13 protein-coding genes are annotated in these 17,046 nt (G+C 72.7%); 8 read left to right on the top strand and 5 right to left on the bottom strand.

What is annotated here, in order from left to right; all coding sequences use genetic code 11:
* Positions 1 to 41 precede the first annotated feature (41 nt).
* The 4 genes from B7L92_RS07180 (at position 42) to B7L92_RS07165 (ending at position 3,626) form a co-directional block, all read left to right on the top strand.
* Entirely contained in the window at positions 42 to 938 is an 897-nt protein-coding gene (locus B7L92_RS07180) for a TauD/TfdA dioxygenase family protein (protein ID WP_081236624.1), read from the top strand.
* Between the two features lie 119 nt (positions 939 to 1,057).
* Positions 1,058 to 2,437 (top strand): amino acid permease, encoded by a 1,380-nt coding sequence (locus tag B7L92_RS07175; RefSeq protein ID WP_081236623.1) that lies wholly within the window; start codon positions 1,058 to 1,060, stop codon positions 2,435 to 2,437.
* A 140-nt stretch (positions 2,438 to 2,577) separates the two neighbouring features.
* A complete protein-coding gene (locus tag B7L92_RS07170) occupies positions 2,578 to 3,225 on the top strand; it encodes a superoxide dismutase (protein WP_081236622.1) in 648 nt (215 codons plus the stop codon).
* A gap of 158 nt (positions 3,226 to 3,383) precedes the next feature.
* The gene (locus B7L92_RS07165) at positions 3,384 to 3,626 is read left to right on the top strand and encodes a hypothetical protein (protein ID WP_081236621.1); all 243 of its coding nucleotides are present in this window, start codon (positions 3,384 to 3,386) and stop codon (positions 3,624 to 3,626) included.
* A gap of 13 nt (positions 3,627 to 3,639) precedes the next feature.
* Here the strand turns inward: B7L92_RS07165 and B7L92_RS07160 are convergent, their stop codons facing one another.
* Positions 3,640 to 4,287: a mycothiol-dependent nitroreductase Rv2466c family protein gene (locus tag B7L92_RS07160; protein ID WP_081236620.1), complete on the bottom strand. Its 648-nt coding sequence runs from the start codon at positions 4,285 to 4,287 to the stop codon at positions 3,640 to 3,642.
* Between the two features lie 139 nt (positions 4,288 to 4,426).
* Here B7L92_RS07160 and pepN point away from each other — a divergent pair, with 139 nt between their 5' ends.
* Positions 4,427 to 7,003: an aminopeptidase N gene (gene pepN / locus B7L92_RS07155; RefSeq protein WP_081236619.1), complete on the top strand. Its 2,577-nt coding sequence runs from the start codon at positions 4,427 to 4,429 to the stop codon at positions 7,001 to 7,003.
* A gap of 259 nt (positions 7,004 to 7,262) precedes the next feature.
* Positions 7,263 to 8,351 (top strand): hypothetical protein, encoded by a 1,089-nt coding sequence (locus B7L92_RS07150; protein ID WP_081236618.1) that lies wholly within the window; start codon positions 7,263 to 7,265, stop codon positions 8,349 to 8,351.
* A 103-nt stretch (positions 8,352 to 8,454) separates the two neighbouring features.
* Here the strand turns inward: B7L92_RS07150 and B7L92_RS07145 are convergent, their stop codons facing one another.
* The 4 genes from B7L92_RS07145 to B7L92_RS07130 form a co-directional block, all read right to left on the bottom strand.
* Positions 8,455 to 9,606, bottom strand: a complete 1,152-nt coding sequence (locus B7L92_RS07145) for a serine hydrolase domain-containing protein (RefSeq protein ID WP_170102181.1) — start codon at positions 9,604 to 9,606, stop codon at positions 8,455 to 8,457.
* Between the two features lie 103 nt (positions 9,607 to 9,709).
* Positions 9,710 to 11,455 (bottom strand): TIGR03767 family metallophosphoesterase, encoded by a 1,746-nt coding sequence (locus tag B7L92_RS07140; RefSeq protein WP_081236616.1) that lies wholly within the window; start codon positions 11,453 to 11,455, stop codon positions 9,710 to 9,712.
* A gap of 308 nt (positions 11,456 to 11,763) precedes the next feature.
* Positions 11,764 to 12,663 carry a pyridoxamine 5'-phosphate oxidase family protein gene (locus B7L92_RS07135; RefSeq protein ID WP_081236615.1) on the bottom strand — a complete coding sequence of 300 codons (900 nt, stop codon included), beginning with the start codon at positions 12,661 to 12,663 and terminating at the stop codon, positions 11,764 to 11,766.
* A 2-nt stretch (positions 12,664 to 12,665) separates the two neighbouring features.
* Positions 12,666 to 13,109 carry a VOC family protein gene (locus B7L92_RS07130; RefSeq protein WP_081236614.1) on the bottom strand — a complete coding sequence of 148 codons (444 nt, stop codon included), beginning with the start codon at positions 13,107 to 13,109 and terminating at the stop codon, positions 12,666 to 12,668.
* A gap of 126 nt (positions 13,110 to 13,235) precedes the next feature.
* Here B7L92_RS07130 and B7L92_RS07125 point away from each other — a divergent pair, with 126 nt between their 5' ends.
* A complete protein-coding gene (locus B7L92_RS07125; protein ID WP_081236613.1) occupies positions 13,236 to 13,784 on the top strand; it encodes a CGNR zinc finger domain-containing protein in 549 nt (182 codons plus the stop codon).
* A 309-nt stretch (positions 13,785 to 14,093) separates the two neighbouring features.
* The coding region (locus tag B7L92_RS07120) for a S8 family serine peptidase (RefSeq protein WP_081236612.1) at positions 14,094 to 17,046 on the top strand (2,953 nt) is incomplete at its 3' end.

Here is a 17,046-nt window from a genome sequence, read left to right as displayed (position 1 = left end):
GCCCTCGCCTGAACCCGCCCTCACCGGAAGGAATCCGCACCATGGCCGACCTCAAGATCACCAAGGTGACCGCACACATCGGCGCCCGGGTCTCCGGCGTCGACATCTCCCGGCCGCTGGACGGCGGGACCGTCGCCGCGCTCCGGGACGCCCTGAACGTCCACAAGACCCTGTTCTTCGACGACGTGGACCTCGACGACGAGGGCCATCAGGCCTTCGCCCGGCACTTCGGCGACATCACCACCGCCCACCCGACGGTGCCCGCCGTCGACGGCACCCCCCACGTGCTGCCGGTCGACAGCGAGGGGGGCCGCGCCGCCAACAACTGGCACACGGACGTCACCTTCGTCCTCAACCCGCCGCAGGCGACCACCCTGCGCAGCATCACCGTCCCGCCCTACGGCGGCGAGACGCTGATCGCGAACTCGGCCGCCGCCTACCGCGCCCTGCCCGAACCGCTCCGGCGGCTCGCCGACACCCTGTGGGCCGAGCACACCAACGACTACGACTACGCCGTCCCCGAGGAAGCGGTCGACGAGGCGGAGGCCGCCCGGCGCGCCCGGTTCACCTCCATCAAGTACCGCACCGCCCACCCCGTGGTGCGCGTCCACCCCCTCACCGGTGAGCGCGGCCTGTTCATCGGCGGGTTCGCGCAGCGGATCGTGGGCCTGTCGGTGGGCGAGTCCCGCAAGGTGCTCGACCTGCTCCAGGCGTACGTGACCCGGCCGGAGCACGTGGTGCGCCGGCGCTGGTCGCCGAACCAGCTCGTGCTGTTCGACAACCGCATCACCCAGCACTACGCCGTCGACAACTACGACGGCCTGCCGCGCCTGCTGCACCGGGTGACGGTCGCCGGTGACGTCCCGGTCGGCGTCGAGGGGAAGGAGTCGTACGCGATCGAGGGGGACGCCTCGCACTACACCACGGTCGCCGCGTGACCGGAGTATCACCCTCCGCATAGGGGATGTCCGTATGCTGGGCGGCCCCTCCGGAAGGAGGAGGGGCCGCCCCAGACTGGGTGCGTTTTACCCCCACACAGCGAACGGGCCGCGCCCCTATGTCCAGCACCTCCGTCGAGACGCCCCCCACCGCGGACGACGCCTCCCTCTCGCACGGCCTGAAACAGCGCCACCTGTCGATGATCGCCCTCGGCGGGGTCATCGGCGCCGGCCTGTTCGTCGGGTCCGGCGCGGGGATCGCCGCCGCCGGACCCTCGATCGTCCTCGCCTACACCCTCTCCGGCCTCCTGGTGATGCTGGTGATGCGGATGCTGGGCGAGATGTCGGCCGCGTACCCCTCCTCGGGTTCCTTCTCGGCGCACGCCGAGCGGGCGATCGGCCCCTGGGCGGGCTTCACCGCCGGCTGGTCGTTCTGGGTCCTGCTGTGCACGGCGGTCGGCCTGGAGGCCATCGGCGCCGCGAAGATCGTCACCGGCTGGCTGCCGGGCACGCCCGAGTGGGCGTGGGTGGCGCTGTTCATGGTGGTGTTCTGCGGGACGAACCTCGCGGCGGTGAAGAACTTCGGCGAGTTCGAGTTCTGGTTCGCGGCCCTGAAGGTCGGCGCGATCGTCCTGTTCCTCGGCCTCGGCGTGCTGGCCATCGCGGGCGTGCTGCCCGGCACGGACTCCCCGGGCGCCTCCCACCTCACCGACTTCCTCCCCAACGGCGGCGAGGGCCTGGTGATCGGCCTGCTCGCGTCCGTCTTCGCCTACGGCGGCCTGGAGACCGTGACCATCGCGGCGGCCGAGTCGGAGAACCCGGTCAAGGGCGTGGCGAGCGCGGTCCGTACGGCGATGTGGCGGATCGCGCTGTTCTACATCGGCTCGATGGCGGTCGTCGTCACCCTGGTCCCGTGGGACTCCCCGGCGGTGGTCGAGGACGGCCCGTACGTCGCCGCCCTGGACCGCCTCGGCATCCCGGGCGCCGGCCAGCTGATGAACGTCGTGGTGCTGGTCGCGCTGCTGTCCGCGATGAACGCCAACATCTACGGCGCCTCGCGCATCGGCTACTCGCTGGTGGAGCGCGGGCAGGGGCCGAAGGTGCTGGGCCGGGTGTCGGGCGGGGTGCCGCGGATCGCCGTGCTGGCCTCCTCCGCCTTCGGCTTCCTGTGCGTGCTGCTGAGCTACTGGCGGCCCGACGACGTCTTCTCCTGGCTGCTGAACATGATCGGCGCGGTGATCCTGATCGTCTGGATCTTCATCGCCGTCTCGCAGCTGCGGCTGCGCCGCCGGCTGGAGCGCGAGGAGCCGCAGAAGCTGGTCGTGCGGATGTGGGCGTTCCCGTGGCTGACCTGGGCGGCGCTGGCCGGCATGGCGGCGGTCTTCGTCCTCATGGCCCGGGAGCCGGACACGCGCGTGCAGCTGTACTCCTCGGGCGGGATGACGCTGGTCCTGGCGGCGGTGGGGTACACCTGGCAGCTCAGGCGCGCCCGGAGCTGACCCCCCTCCTCCGCCCCGATGACGGCCCCCGCGTGGACACGCGGGGGCCGTTTCGCGCGCTCCGGCCCTGCGCCCGCCCCTCTTGCTGCTAGCGTGCAGTTGCAACTACCTTGCAATAAGAGTTCGGAGGGGACCCCACCATGCCCGTCTACACGCTGCCCGACCTGCCGTACGACTACTCCGCGCTCGCCCCCGTGATCAGCCCCGAGATCATCGAGCTGCACCACGACAAGCACCACGCGGCGTACGTGAAGGGCGCCAACGACACGCTGGAGCAGCTCGCCGAGGCGCGGGACAAGGAGACCTGGGGCTCGATCAACGGGCTGGAGAAGAGCCTGGCGTTCCACCTCTCCGGGCACATCCTGCACTCGATCTACTGGCAGAACATGACCGGCCCGAAGGAGGGCGGCGGCGAGCCGCTGGCCCAGGACGGCGTGGGCGAGCTGGCGGACGCCCTCACGGAGTCGTTCGGCTCCTTCGCCGGCTTCAAGGCGCAGCTCACCAAGGCCGCCGCGACCACCCAGGGGTCCGGCTGGGGCGTGCTGGCGTACGAGCCGCTGAGCGGGCGGCTCATCGTCGAGCAGGTCTACGACCACCAGGGCAACGTCGGCCAGGGCTCCGTGCCGATCCTGGTCTTCGACGCCTGGGAGCACGCCTTCTACCTGCAGTACAAGAACCAGAAGGTGGACTTCATCGACGCCATGTGGGCCGTCGTCAACTGGCAGGACGTGGCGAAGCGCTACGAGGCCGCCAAGTCCCGCCCCGACGCGCTGCTGCTCGCCCCCTGAGCACCGGGGCGCTCCGGAACCCTCGGAGCACCCGCGAAGCGCCCTGCCCCGTGATCGTCTTCTCACCGTTCACCCGGCAGGCGGAAAAAGGGAAGCCCCCGCGAGGACGTGACTCGCGGGGGCTTCCGGTATACGGCACTCCGGGTCAGAGTGGCGCAATGGCGACACAGAGGACGATGAAGGACTACTGCTGGACCTGCCGCGCGGACCAGCAGCACCGTCAACTGGACAAGAAGGAGGAGGCCTGGCTCAAGGAACGGCTGGGACGGGCCGGCGTGGGCGAGTTCTGGATCTGCGTGAACGTGCTCGACCCGGACACCGGCCGGCAGTGCCGCAACCTGCGCACGGGCTTCAACAAGAAGCCCTTCGCCGACCCCATCAAGGTCCCCGTCCTGGAGTGACCGGAGCGACCCGTCACAGGTTGCTGAAGTCCGGGCCCTTCGTCCGCGTGCGCTTGAGCTCGTAGAAGCCGGGGACGGAGGCCACCGCGAGGGTGCCGTCCCACAGCCGGGCGGCCTCCTCACCCCGGGGGGCGGGGGTGACGACCGGGCCGAAGAAGGCGATCTGCTCGCCGTCGGCGCCGGGGACCGCGATGACCGGGGTGCCGACGTCCTGGCCGACCTTGTCGATGCCCTCCTTGTGGGAGGCGCGCAGCTCGGGCTCGTACGGGGTGGAGTCCCAGTGCTCCATGAGGGACTCGGGCAGGCCGACGTCCTTCAGCGCGGCGGCGACGGTCTCCTTCTCCGGGCCCTCGTCCTGGTTGTGGATACGGGTGCCGAGCGCGGTGTACAGGTCGCCGAGCACCTCGGCGCCGTGCTCCTGCTGGGCCGCGATGACCACCCGGACCGGACCCCAGGCCTTGGTCGCGAGCATCTCGCGGTACTCCTCGGGGAGCTCGTCGAGCCGGTCCTCGTTGAGGACGGCGAGGCTCATCAGACGCCAGCGGACCTTGACGTCCCGCACCTTCTCCACCTCCACCATCCAGCGGGAGGTCATCCAGGCCCAGGGGCACAACGGGTCGAACCAGAAGTCGACGGGCGTGGCGGGGGTCTTGTCCGACATGTCGCTCCTCACGGGGAAAGGGGTTTCCCAGGGGGAACGCCGTGCCGCCTCCCGGTCATTCCCGGCTGCCCCGCGTCAGGGGCACATGGCAGGATCGGTCCTGATGATCCCCGTCGACGACGCCTGAGGAGTGCCGCCCGTGCCCGGTGAGAATCTGACCCGCGACGAGGCCCGGGAGCGGGCCGCCCTGCTGTCCGTCGACGGGTACGAGGTGTCCCTCGACCTGCGTTCGGCGATCGGCGACACCGTCGGTGACGGGTCCCGCACGTTCCGCTCCGTCACCACCCTGCGGTTCCGTTGCGCCGAGCCGGGGGCGAGCAGCTTCGCGGACCTGATCGCGCCGAGCGTGACGGCCGTCTCCCTCAACGGGCGGGACCTCGACCCCGGCGAGGTCTTCGACGGCACCCGGATCCTGCTGGAGGACCTCGCCGCCGACAACGAGCTCGTCGTCGATGCCCGGTGCGCCTACTCCCGCACCGGCGAGGGCCTGCACCGCTTCGTCGACCCCGAGGACGGCGAGGTGTACCTGTACACCCAGTACGAGCCGGCCGACTCCCGCCGGGTCTTCGCGTGCTTCGAGCAGCCCGACCTCAAGGCCCCGTTCCGCTTCGAGGTGCGGGCGCCCGAGGGCTGGACGGTGTGGAGCAACGGCACGGGTGAACTCGCCGACGGCGTCTGGCGCTTCGCGGAGACCAAGCCGATCTCGACGTACATCACCTGCGTGGTGGCGGGCCCGTACCACTACGTGACGGACACCTACGAGCGGGACTTCGAGGACGGCACGCGCCTGCGGATCCCGCTCGGCGCGATGTGCCGCAAGGCCCTCGCCCCGCACTTCGACGCCGACGACGTCTTCCTGGTGACCAAGCAGGGCCTGGACTTCTTCCACGACCACGTCGACTACCCGTACCCGTTCGGGAAGTACGACCAGGCGTTCGTGCCCGAGTACAACCTGGGCGCGATGGAGAACCCGGGCCTGGTGACCTTCCGGGAGGAGTTCATCTTCCGGGGCAAGGTCACCCAGGCGTCCTACGAGGGCCGCGCCAACGTGATCCTGCACGAGATGGCGCACATGTGGTTCGGCGACCTGGTCACCATGGAGTGGTGGGACGACCTGTGGCTGAAGGAGTCCTTCGCCGACTTCATGGGCGCGTTCTCGCTGGTCGGCGCGACCCGCTTCACCGACGGCTGGATCACCTTCGCCAACCGCCGCAAGGCCTGGGCCTACCGCGCGGACCAGCTGCCCTCCACGCACCCGATCACCGCGGACATCCGCGACCTGCAGGACGCCAAGCTGAACTTCGACGGCATCACCTACGCCAAGGGCGCCTCGGTGCTCAAGCAGCTGGTGGCCTACGTCGGCCAGGACGCGTTCCTGGAGGGCGCCCGGCGCTACTTCAAGCGCCACGCCTACGGCAACACCCGCCTCGGTGACCTGCTGTCGGTCCTGGAGGAGACCAGCGGCCGGGACATGACCGCCTGGTCGCGGGCGTGGCTGCAGACGGCCGGCGTCAACTCCCTCACCCCGCAGGTGCTGCTGGCCGCCGACGGCCGGATCGACGAGCTGGCGGTGGCGCAGGAGGCCGCCGAGTCCCACCCCGAACTGCGCCCGCACCGGGTGGCGGTGGGCCTGTACCGGCGCACGGACACCGGCGCCCTGGAGCGGTACGCGCGCGCCGAGGCGGACGTCGAGGGCGCCCGTACGGTCGTGGCGGAGCTGGCCGGGGCCGAGGCGCCCGAGCTGGTGCTGGTCAACGACGACGACCTGACGTACTGCAAGATCCGCTTCGACGAGACCTCGCTGGCCACGCTGAAGGAGCACCTGGGCGCGCTGACCGACCCCCTCGCCCGCGCCCTGTGCTGGTCGGCGCTGTGGAACCTGACCCGGGACGCGCTGCTGCCCGCGCGGCACTTCGTGGACCTGGTGCTGCGGTTCGCCGGGCGCGAGTCCGACATCGGCGTGCTCCAGATGCTGCACGCCTGGGCCGAGTCGGCGCTGGAGCACTACGCCGCACCGGCCTGGCGGGAGACCGGCGGGGCCCTGCTCGCCGAAGGCGCCCGGCGGGAGCTGGAGGAGGCCGAGCCGGGCAGCGAGCAGCAGCTGGCCTGGGCGCGCTTCTTCGCCCGGACGGCCTCCGCGCCGGGCGACCTCCAGCTCCTCCAGGACCTGCTGTCCGGCACGGCGGTGGTCGAGGGGCTCGACGTCGACCAGGAGCTGCGCTGGGCGTTCCTGGAGCCGCTGGCCGCGCACGGGGCCGCGGACGAGAAGGCCCTGGCCGAGGAGCTGGCGCGGGACGACACCGCCTCCGGCAAGCGGCACCAGGTCCGCTGCCTGGCCGCCCGCCCCTCGGCGGAGGTCAAGGCGCGGTGCTGGGCGCAGGTCGTGGAGTCGGACGCGCTGTCCAACGCGCTGGTGGAGGCGACGATCTCGGGCTTCGTCCAGGCCTCGCAGCGGGAGCTGCTCGCGCCGTACGCGGAGAAGTACTTCGCGGCGATCGAGCGGGTGTGGACCGAGCGGTCGATCCAGATCGGCATGGACGTGGTGCGGGGCCTGTTCCCCGCGCTGCAGGACTCGCAGGCCACGCTGGACGCGACGGACACGTGGCTCGCGGCCCACGAGGACGCCGCCCCGGCGCTGCGCCGGCTGGTCCTGGAGGCCCGGGACGACCTGGCGCGGGCGCTGCGCGGGCAGGCGTACGACGCGACGGCGGGCTGAGCCGGCCCCGGCCGGTCCCGGGGGCTTCCCGTGACGGGAGCGGGCCTCGGCCCGCCCCTGACGGATCCCGCCCCTGACGGACCCCGTCCGCAGCCGTCGCCGAACCCGGGCATCCCGGCCGTAACCCCTGGTCCCCGCCCGAAGGGACCAGGGGTTTTCGACACCCGAACACGTGTCCTTTAGTGCGGGCTTGTCCTTGTTTGTCGACGGATGTGTAACAAGGGTTCGGAGGGGCTCCTGAGGCGGGAAGTTGCCGGACATGAACCACAACACCCCGCTCTCCCCCCGCCCCCTGCACCACCTCGCCGACGGTGGCCGCCGCGTGCTGACCGCCGCACAACTGCGCGCGCACGGCGTGTCCGCCGCCCAGGCCGCCGAGCAGTGCCGCCCCGGCGGCCCCTGGCGGCAGCTCCTGCCCGGCGTCGTCCTGCTCCACCCCGGCCCGCCGAGCAGCGAGGAGCGACTGCACGCGGTGCTGCTGTACACGACCCGGGAGCGGACGGCAGGCGTCCCCGTCCAGCCCGGCGCCGACGGGACGCCCGCGCCCTCCTACGGGGAGGCGATGATCACCGGACCGGCCGCGCTGACCCTGCACGGCTTCACCTCCACTCCCCCGCTGCCGTCGCTGGAGACCTTCGACGTCCTGGTCCCGCGCCTGCGCCGGCTGCGCTCGACGGGCTGCGTCCGCATCGTGCGCACCTCCGACCTGCCCACGCCGGTGCGGGTGACGGTCCCCCAGGCGCCCGACTCCGTTCGAGCGGGGGGCGCCCCCGTCCCGGTGGCGCCGGTGCCGCGCGCGCTGGCCGACGCGGTGGCGGGCCTCGAGGACGCGGACACGGTCCGCCGGATGCTGACGGAGGCGGTGCGCGGCGGCCACTGCGAACCGGCCGCGGTGGTGCGGGAGCTGACCCGGGCCCGGCTGCTGAACCGGCCGCACGTGGTGGACGCGGTGGACGCGCTGCTGGCCGAGGGCCGCTCGATGGCGGAGTCCCGGCTGTACCGGATGGTGCGCGAGCACGGTCTGCCGGAACCGGTGTGGAACGTCGATCTGCGCCTGCCGGGCGGCCCCCACCTCGGCGGCCTGGACGCGTTCTGGCCGGAGCAGGCGGTGGCGCTGGAGCTGGACACCCGGGCGCCGCGCCCGGGCGGGCGGCCCGAGGACGACGCCCAGTGGTCGGAGTACGCCCGCAAGCGCGAGCACCTGGAGCGCCTCGGCATCACGGTCGTCCACCTCACCCCGCGGGGGCTGAGGGACGCGATGGAGCAGCAGGCGGCGGTGGTCCGCACGGCCCTGACGGCCTCGGCCGACCGCGACCCGGCGGCGTACGTGGTGGTGCTGCCCCGTTAGGGGGCGCCGCGTCGGTGCGCAGGATCGGTGCGCAGGAGGGGAGCGGAGGGACCGCCGGGAGCCGTGCCCGGTGGTCCCTCCGCGTGCGCCCGGGGCGCGGGCGTCAGTCGTCGCAGAACTCCGCCTCGACGACCGCGCCGCTGTTCCCCGCCCAGTCGCCGTTGAAGTTGAACGCCAGGGAGTGCCGGCCGTCCCCCGTCGTGACGGCGACGGTCCTGGAGCCGGAGATCCCGCCGCTGTGGCCCCAGATGGTCACGCCGCAGCTCAGCGTCATCCTCATCAGGCCGAGACCGTAGGCGTAGTCGTCATCCATGGGCACCGTGGTGGTCATCTCGTCCAGTTGCTCCGGAGGGAGCAGCCGACCCGTCAGCAGGGCGCGGTAGAAGCGGTTCAGGTCCTCGGAGTCGGAGATCATCTCGCCCGCCGCGAAGGCGCGGGACGGGTTGAGGAGCGTGACGTCGTGGGTGGGGCCCGTGACGGCCGACGCCAGCTTGGAGTAGGCACGGCTGCTGGGCCGGGGCAGGGAGACCCGGGTGCCGGGGACCGAGGTCGCGGTCAGCTGCAGGGGCTTGATGACGCGCCGGCGGACCTCCTCGCCGTAAGGGCGGCCGGTGGCCTTCTCGATCACCAGGGCGGCCAGGACGTAGTTGGTGTTGGAGTACTCCCACTTCCCGGGGGCGCCGGGCTCGAAGTACGGCTCGTGGGCCAGGGCGACCCGCACCAGGTCCTCCGGGGCCCGGGTGTCGTAGCGGTGCTCGAAGAAGCCCTCCTCCGTGGAGTACGTCCGCTGGTAGACCTCGTCCGCCGTGTAGTTGAAGATGCCGCTGGTGTGGTTCAGCAGCTGCCGCAGGGTGATCCGGGTGCCGTCGTGGCCGTTGCCGGTCACCAGGCCGGGCAGCCAGGTGTCGACGGTGTCGTCCAGGGACAGCCTGTCCTCCGCCTCCAGTTGCAGCAGCACCGTCGCCACGAAGGTCTTGGTGACGCTGCCGATCCGGTAGCGGTCGTGCGGGGAGCGCTCCTGCCCCGTGCGGAGGTCGCCCACCCCGGCGGTCGCCGACCAGGTGCCCCGCCGGTCCCTCGCCGTCGCCGTCACCCCGGGCACGCCGGCGGCGACCGCGGCCCGCATCGCCTGGCGGGTCGCCCGGTGGTCGCCGGTGGCGCTTCCGGTTCCAGGCCCCGAGGGCGCCGCCACGGCGGGGGCCGCCAGGACCGCCGAGAGGGCCGCCGCCACCACCGCCACCGCCGTCGCCCGCATCCTCGTCCGCACGCGCGTGCCTCCCTGTCCCTCGGGTGTGGTCGTAGGGAGGGACCGCGGACGGAGCCCACGGGGTTGCCCCGGTCACGGGGGTTGACCGGTTTCAGCCCTTCTTCAGCAGCAGCTCCGTGTTGCGGTCCCCCGGGCCGCCGGCCAGGTCGGTGCGGGCGCCCGGGGCGTTGTGGGACAGCTCGCGGTAGAGGGCGGCGAGGCCGGTCGGGGAGAGGTCGTCGAAGTCGGTGCGGGAGGGGGCGGCGGACTCGACGAGGGTGGTGAAGAGGGAGAGCGTGCCGTCCCCGTTGTCCGCCAGCTCGACGATCCGGGCCAGGTGCGGGAAGTCGATGTGGGAGGCGGTGGAGATCTCCCAGAAGGAGCCGCCGGACCCGGTGTGCGGGGTGACGGCGTTGCGGTGGATGTGGCCGTTGACCCAGGCCACCACGTTGCGGTGGCGGCCGAGGAGCGCGAGGACCTCCTCGCCGCCGTGGCGCCGTTCGTCGGGGCGGGCCGGGTCGCGGTGGGTGTTGGTCATCGACGTACTGGTGTGGTGGCTGAAGACGATCGCGTGGGAGTCCTCGTGAGTGCGCAGGGTGCGCTCCAGCCAGCGCAGTTGGGCCGTGTCGAGGGAGCCCGCGTAGTGGCCGCCCGGGTGGGTGGTGTCGAGGCTGATGCCGACCACGTCGTCGGCGATGCGGAAGGCGTAGTACTGGGTGCCGGCGTCGAGGTTGTCGGCGGTGTAGCCGTGCCCGACCGGGCCGGCGCCCCGGTACGCCGGGTCGAGGTGGGCCCGCAGGTACTCGGCGGCGGTGAAGGGGGCGCGCCGGTCGTCGGGGGTGACGGGACGCGCGGCGCGGGCGTGGGCCGCCAGGAACTCGCCGTACCGCACGCCCCTGGGGTCCGTGGCCTTCCGGATGGCCTGCTGGAGTCTGCGCGCCTCGGCCGCGGGGACGTCCATCAGTTTCCGTCCGCCCACCGCCAGGTCGGTGAGGCGGGGGTCGTCGTGCGAGGCGTAGCAGCCGAGCGGCATCGTGTCGTGGTTGCCGACGGTGGAGTACCAGGGGAGGCCGAGGCCGGGGCTGTCCACCGGGCGGAGGGCCGCCGCGAGGAAGCCGTCCAGGTGCGGGAAGCCGAGCCGCTTGTCGGCGTCGCGGACGGCGGCGTCCGGCTGCCAGTACTGCTTCAGGCCGCTGTTCTGGACGCCCTCGTAGTGGCGCGGGTCGCCCGTGTCGGGGGTGACGCGGCCCCCGCTCATCACCGTCAGGAACCACTCCAGCTCGGAGCGGGTGTTGTTGTCCGTGTTGTCGCCGGTGGTCATCGCGAAGTGCAGCGGTGAGCCGGTGGCCGGGGCGCCCCGCAGCGCGTTGATCCGTTCCACGAGGGCGACCGCGCCCTGCACGGTGAGCGCCTCCTGCGGCCGCCAGGCGTGCACGTCGGCCGAGCGCAGGTACTCCAGCCGCAGCGGGTGCTGGACGTCGGTCAGGTGCAGATCGGTGAGCTGCACGAACGCGGTGAGCGCGGTGCGGCGGTCGGCCCGGCCGGTGCGGGGCGCGGCGAGCTCGCCGCGCACCACGCGGCGCCAGCCCGGCCCGTCGCCGAGGCGGCGGTAGCCCGCGGCCCCGACCGGGACGGCCGTACCGGCGAGGGTGGTGCCGCGGGTGTAGGGGGCGAGCGGGGCGGGCGGTGCCTGCCGCGAGGAGGCGGGCACGCCCTCCCCGGCCGCGGCGGCGGCCCGGCCGTCCCCGGGCCACAGGGTGTAACCGGCCCCGGCGGAGACGGCCACCGCCCCGGCGGCGGCGAGGAGGGAACGACGGTGGAGTCCAGTGGAGCCGGTGACGGAACGTAGGCGCGACATGCGCGTGTCTCCCCGGGTGCGAACGCCTCGGCAGTGGTCGCGGGGCGCCCGTCGGACGGACGCTCCGCTCGTACCGGATGCTCGGCACCGGGGATGACCTGCGTGTGAACGAGACGGCAACGCGCAACGCCGATCGCCGTACGTGGATCTCGGACCCCTCCGGGTGTCGTCGGCCGCTCCCGCGCCGGTCCGGCGGTGGTCACTGCGCGTTCATCTCGCGGGGCAGGGCGGTGTCGGCCCCGCGGACCCGGGCCTGTCCCCCTGTCGGGTCCGGGTCCGGGCCCGAGTGCGGGCCCGAGTGCGGGACGTCACCCCGGCGGCGTCGGGTTGGCGGGTGAGTACGCGGGGGCGGACCAGCGCAGCGGCACGGCGCGCGGAGTGTCCACGGCCTCCGTGAGGGTGAAGCGGACCCGGCGCTCGCCGCCGGACGTGAACTCGGTGCGCGCCTCGCCGGTGAGCAGGAGGGTCGCCCCCGTCGTCCAGTCCAGGAAGAGCAGTCCCGCCCGGGGGTCCACGGCCAGGTTGCCGAGGGTGAGGAACATGGCGTTGCCCGGGTAGTCGCGCCAGGTCAGCTCGGTCGGTGAGACGGCCCGGACGAAACCGGGGTTGCCGCCCCGGTGGCCGGCGTCGGCGCCGTCCTCGTGGACGGTGGCGACGAAGAAGGTGTCGGCCGAGTCGACGAACGCCCGTTGCGCGTCGGTGAGACGGCGGGCGCGGCGGGACTCGCCCGGCTCGCGGTCGGCGACCACCTCGTACGACTCCCGCTTCTGCAGGTACTTGGGGCAGTTGGCGAACACCCGGTCCGCCTCGACCGCGAAGCCCCGGGGGGTGGGGCGCGACCGGCCGTTGAGGCGCATGCGGCGGCGGGTGCACGGATCCAGGGCGAGGGTGCCGACGTGGGTTCCGCCGGTGGCGAGGGCGGTCGCCAGCGGGTCCGCCGGACGGAGCCCGCCGGTGACCGACAGCTGCCGCGGGCCCGTGGCCCGCACGAAGCCGGGGGCGCCGGCGAGCGGGGAGGCCCAGACCCTGCCGGTCTCCGGGGCGGCGGCGCCGACCACCAGCAGCGGCCGGCGTTCCAGGAAGGCCGCCGCCACCGGTTTGATGCCGGGCCCGATGGACCGGCCGACGTGATCGGCGGCCTCGCGGACGCCCACGCGGTCCTGCACGGCGCGCGAGCCCGCGTGGTACACGCTCGTGGTCGTCTCCATGGCTAGAAGAAACCGCAGGTCGGAGCGGCCCCGTGGGGTGCGGGGGCGCCCTCGGCGCCGCTCGGTGCCGAGATCTCCAGGCGCGTTCCGTCCGGGTCGTGGAAGAAGATGCCGCCGGACGCCGCGCCCTCGCCGTGGGCGACGACGCCCTCGTGGGCGAACGCGGTGCCGTGGGCGCGCAGGGCCTCCTCGTACTCCCGGACCCGCTCGATCGAGTCCGCCTCGAAGGCGAGGTGGTGCAGTCCGGCGCGTTCGCCGTCGTACGACCGCTCCGCCTGCTGCCAGAGCGTGAGCAGGAGGCGCTCGCCGTCGCCCAGGAACGCGTAGCGCCTGCCGTCCTCCTTGCCCTCACCGATCAGGGGCAGGCCGAGGACGTCGCGGTAGAAGGCGAGCGAGCGGTCGAGGTCGGTGACGTTCAGGCCGGTGTGGCCGGGGCGCAGGGTCATGGCAGTCCCTTCTTCGGACCCGCGGAAGGAGCGGATCTAACCGTTGAAAGTGATGTTAACGGTTAGTCACGGGCAGCGTCAACCACTCACGTACTCTTGACCGGTTAGCACGGAAGGGAGTCCCCCATGGCCGACCGGGACCGCGTCGACCCGCGCCCGCTCACCGGCGAGCCGCTCTCGCTCGACCTGCTCAACACCCGGTGGACGGAGGAGGGCGCCGTGCGGGACCTGCTCACCGACACCGACGGACTCGCGGTGTGGCTCGGCGCCAACGGGCTGGAGGACCGGTTCGCCGCCGACGCGGCGACCCTGCGGCACACCCTCCGGGCGCGGGACGCCCTGCGGAGGGCGGTCGACGGGGCGCCGGGCGAGGGCGTGGAGGCGGTGGACGCCGTGCTCGCCCACGGGCGGATCCGGGCCACGCTCACACCGGACGGGCCGGGCGAGCGACCCGAGTTCGACGACCCGTCCTGGGGTCCCGCCTGGCTCGCCGCCCGCGACTACCTCCGGCTGCTCGACACCGCGCCCGACCGGATCCGCGGCTGCGCCCACGAGGCGTGCGTCCTGCACTTCTTCGACACCTCGCGCAACGGCACCCGCCGCTGGTGCTCCATGGCGGCCTGCGGCAACCGGGCGAAGGCGTCCCGTCATTACGCGCGCACGAAGGACGCCTGAGGCTCGAAGGACGCCTGAGGCGCGAAGGGCACCTGAGGCGCGAAGGACACCTGAGGGACGGGCGGGCGGCGCCCGGCCCACCGCCGACACCGCCGCCGGCCGGACGACTTGTCGGCTTCGGGCGTCATCTCCCCAAAAATGCACCGGGGGTTTTCCCCATACATCCATTTCGATTCGGTCAACCCTCCCCGAACACCAGTCCCTTGCGTAAGGCTCGGCGATCACCCGGGTTCACTTCCCGGACCGTCGCGGCCAGGGTCGATCGGCTCCGGTCGCGCCACGACCGTTCCTTACCTCCAAGGGATGCCGATGACCCACACCTCCCAGCGCGCCCCGATATCGGGCGCGAGACGCGTGGCCCGCGTCGCCGTGGCCGCCGGTCTCGTCGCCGCGCTCTCCGCGGCTGGCCCGATACCCCTGGCCCTCGCCGCCGACGCGCCGCCCGCCGCGCCCCTCGACGGTGGCGTCAAGTCCGCGCACGACAAGCTCGGTTCGAAGGACGCGGACCTGCTCGCCGAGGCCAAGGCCGAGGGCGCCGAGCACATCACCATGATGATCGCCACCGCGCCCGGGAAGACCGAGCAGGTCGCCGCGCAACTGGACGCGGTCAAGGGCGGTTCGGTCGGCCGGACCCACGACGCGCTCGGCTACGTCCGCGCCACCGTCCCCACCGCCAAGGCGGACGCGGCCATCGCCGCCGCCGCCAAGCTCTCCTCCGTGCACGGCATCGACCTGCGCGAGGAGATCCCGCTGGACGACCCGACGCCGGGCGCGGACACCACCAAGGGCGCGAGCGGCAAGGCGGGCAAGGGCGGCGCCTCCTACCCGGCCCCCGACAAGCGGACCCCCGCGAAGAACCCGTACAACCCGTCCTTCGAGACCGGTGCGGTCGACTTCGTCCGGGACAACCCGAAGGCGGACGGCCGCGGCATCACCATCGGCATCCTCGACTCCGGTGTCGACCTCGGCCACCCGGCGCTGCAGAAGACCACCACCGGCGAGCGCAAGATCGTCGACTGGGTGACGGCGACCGACCCGATCGTGGACGGCGACCAGACCTGGCGCCCGATGGTCTCCTCCGTCTCCGGGTCGACCTTCACCTACGGCGGCAGGACCTGGAAGGCCCCGGCCGGCTCGTACCGGATCAGCACCTTCCTGGAGTCGTACACCACCGGCGGCGACGCGGACGGCGACGCCAACCGCGACGGCGACACCACCGACTCCTGGGGCGTGCTCTACGACCCGGCGGCCGGCACGGTCCGCGTGGACCTGAACAACAACTTCGACTTCTCCGACGACACCCCGATGAAGCCGTACAAGGACGGCTTCCAGGTCGGGTACTTCGGCACCGACGACCCGAAGACCGACGTCGTCGAGCGCCAGCCGTTCGTCGTGGAGATCCGCAAGGACGTCCCGATGGACCCCTACGGGGGCGACTGGGTCGGCAGGAAGGCCGACTTCGTCAACATCGGCGTCATCGAGGGCTCGCACGGCTCGCACGTCGCCGGCATCACCGCCGCCCACGGCCTGTTCGGCGGGAAGATGAACGGCGCCGCCCCCGGCGCGAAGATCGTCTCCTCCCGTGCCTGCACCTGGAGCGGCGGCTGCACCAGCGTCGCGCTCACCGAGGGCATGATCGACCTCGTCACCAACCGCGGCGTGGACATCGTCAACATGTCCATCGGCGGCCTGCCGGCGCTGAACGACGGCAACAACGCCCGCGCCGAGCTCTACACCCGTCTGATCGACACCTACGGCGTCCAGCTGGTGATCTCCGCGGGCAACTCCGGCCCCGGCGCCAACACCATCGGCGACCCGTCGCTCGCCGACAAGGTCATCTCGGTCGGCGCCACCATCTCCAAGGAGACCTGGGCCGCCAACTACGGCTCCGAGGTGAAGAAGAAGTACGCCATGATGCCCTTCTCCTCGCGCGGCCCGCGTGAGGACGGCGGCTTCACCCCGACGCTGGTCGCCCCGGGCGCCGCGATCAACACCATCCAGACCTGGTCGCCGGGCGCCCCGGTCGCCGAGGCGGGCTACGGCCTCCCGGCCGGCTACGGCATGCTCCAGGGCACCTCGATGGCCTCCCCGCAGGCCACCGGCGCCGCCGCGCTGCTGCTGTCGGCCGCGAAGCAGAAGGGCGTCGACCTCCCGCCCGCGAAGCTGCGCACCGCCCTCACCTCCACCGCCGAGCACATCAGCGGGGTGCAGGCCTACGAGGAGGGCGCCGGCCTCATCGACATCGAGGACGCCTGGAAGGCGATCCGCGCCGGTGCCGCCGCGCACACCTACACGGTCAAGGCGCCGGTCGACACCGCGATCGACCAGTTCCTGAAGACCCCGGGCTTCGGCACCGGCCTCTACGACCGCGAGGGCGGCCTCAAGGCCGGCCAGAAGAAGACGTACGACATCACCCTCACCCGTACGTCCGGTCCCGACCGCGCGGTCCGGCACAGGATCGGTCTCGAGAACAACGCCGGCAACACCTTCCGCATCGTCGGCGGCAAGACCGTCGCACTGCCGCTGAACAAGCCGGTCACCGTCAAGGTCCAGGCCGCGCCCGGCTCGGCCGGCCTCAAGAGCGCCGTCCTGGAGGTCGACGACCCGAGCACCAAGGGCGTGGACCGGCAGATCCTGACCACCGTGGTCGTCTCCGCCCCGCTCCAGCACACCTTCTCCGCCAAGGGCTCGGTGCAGCGCAACAGCACCACCTCCTACTTCGTCACCGTGCCCGAGGGCGCGAAGACGCTGGAGATCGCGCTGGGCGGGCTGAAGGGCACGAGCCAGACCCGGTTCATCGCCATCCACCCGTACGGCGTCCCGGCCGACCCGACGTCGACGGTCAACTGCTACCCGAACTACACCAACCCGGCCAACACCTGCCGCCCCGACCTGCGTTCGTACGCGAACCCGCAGCCGGGCGTCTGGGAGGTCGAGGTCGAGTCGCGCCGCACCTCGCCGCTGCTCGACAACCCGTACCGGCTGGACGTCGCCGTCCTCGGCGCGGCCTTCGACCCGGAGACCGTGACCGTGCCCGAGGCGAAGGTCGACACCCCCGCCGCCGTCTCCTGGAAGGTGACGAACGCGTTCGCCGCCCTGGACGGCAAGCTGGTGGGCGGCCCGCTCGGCTCGTCCAAGACCGACCGGCCGGCCATCAGGACCGGTGAGACGCACACCACCACGGTGGAGGTGCCCGAGGGCGCCCAGTCGCTCGACGTGGCCATCGGCAACGTCACCGACGCCGCCGCCGACCTGGACCTGG

The organism is Streptomyces viridosporus (assembly GCF_002078235.1).
Classification (GTDB): domain Bacteria; phylum Actinomycetota; class Actinomycetes; order Streptomycetales; family Streptomycetaceae; genus Streptomyces; species Streptomyces viridosporus.
This window is presented reverse-complemented; position numbering and strand designations above follow the sequence as displayed.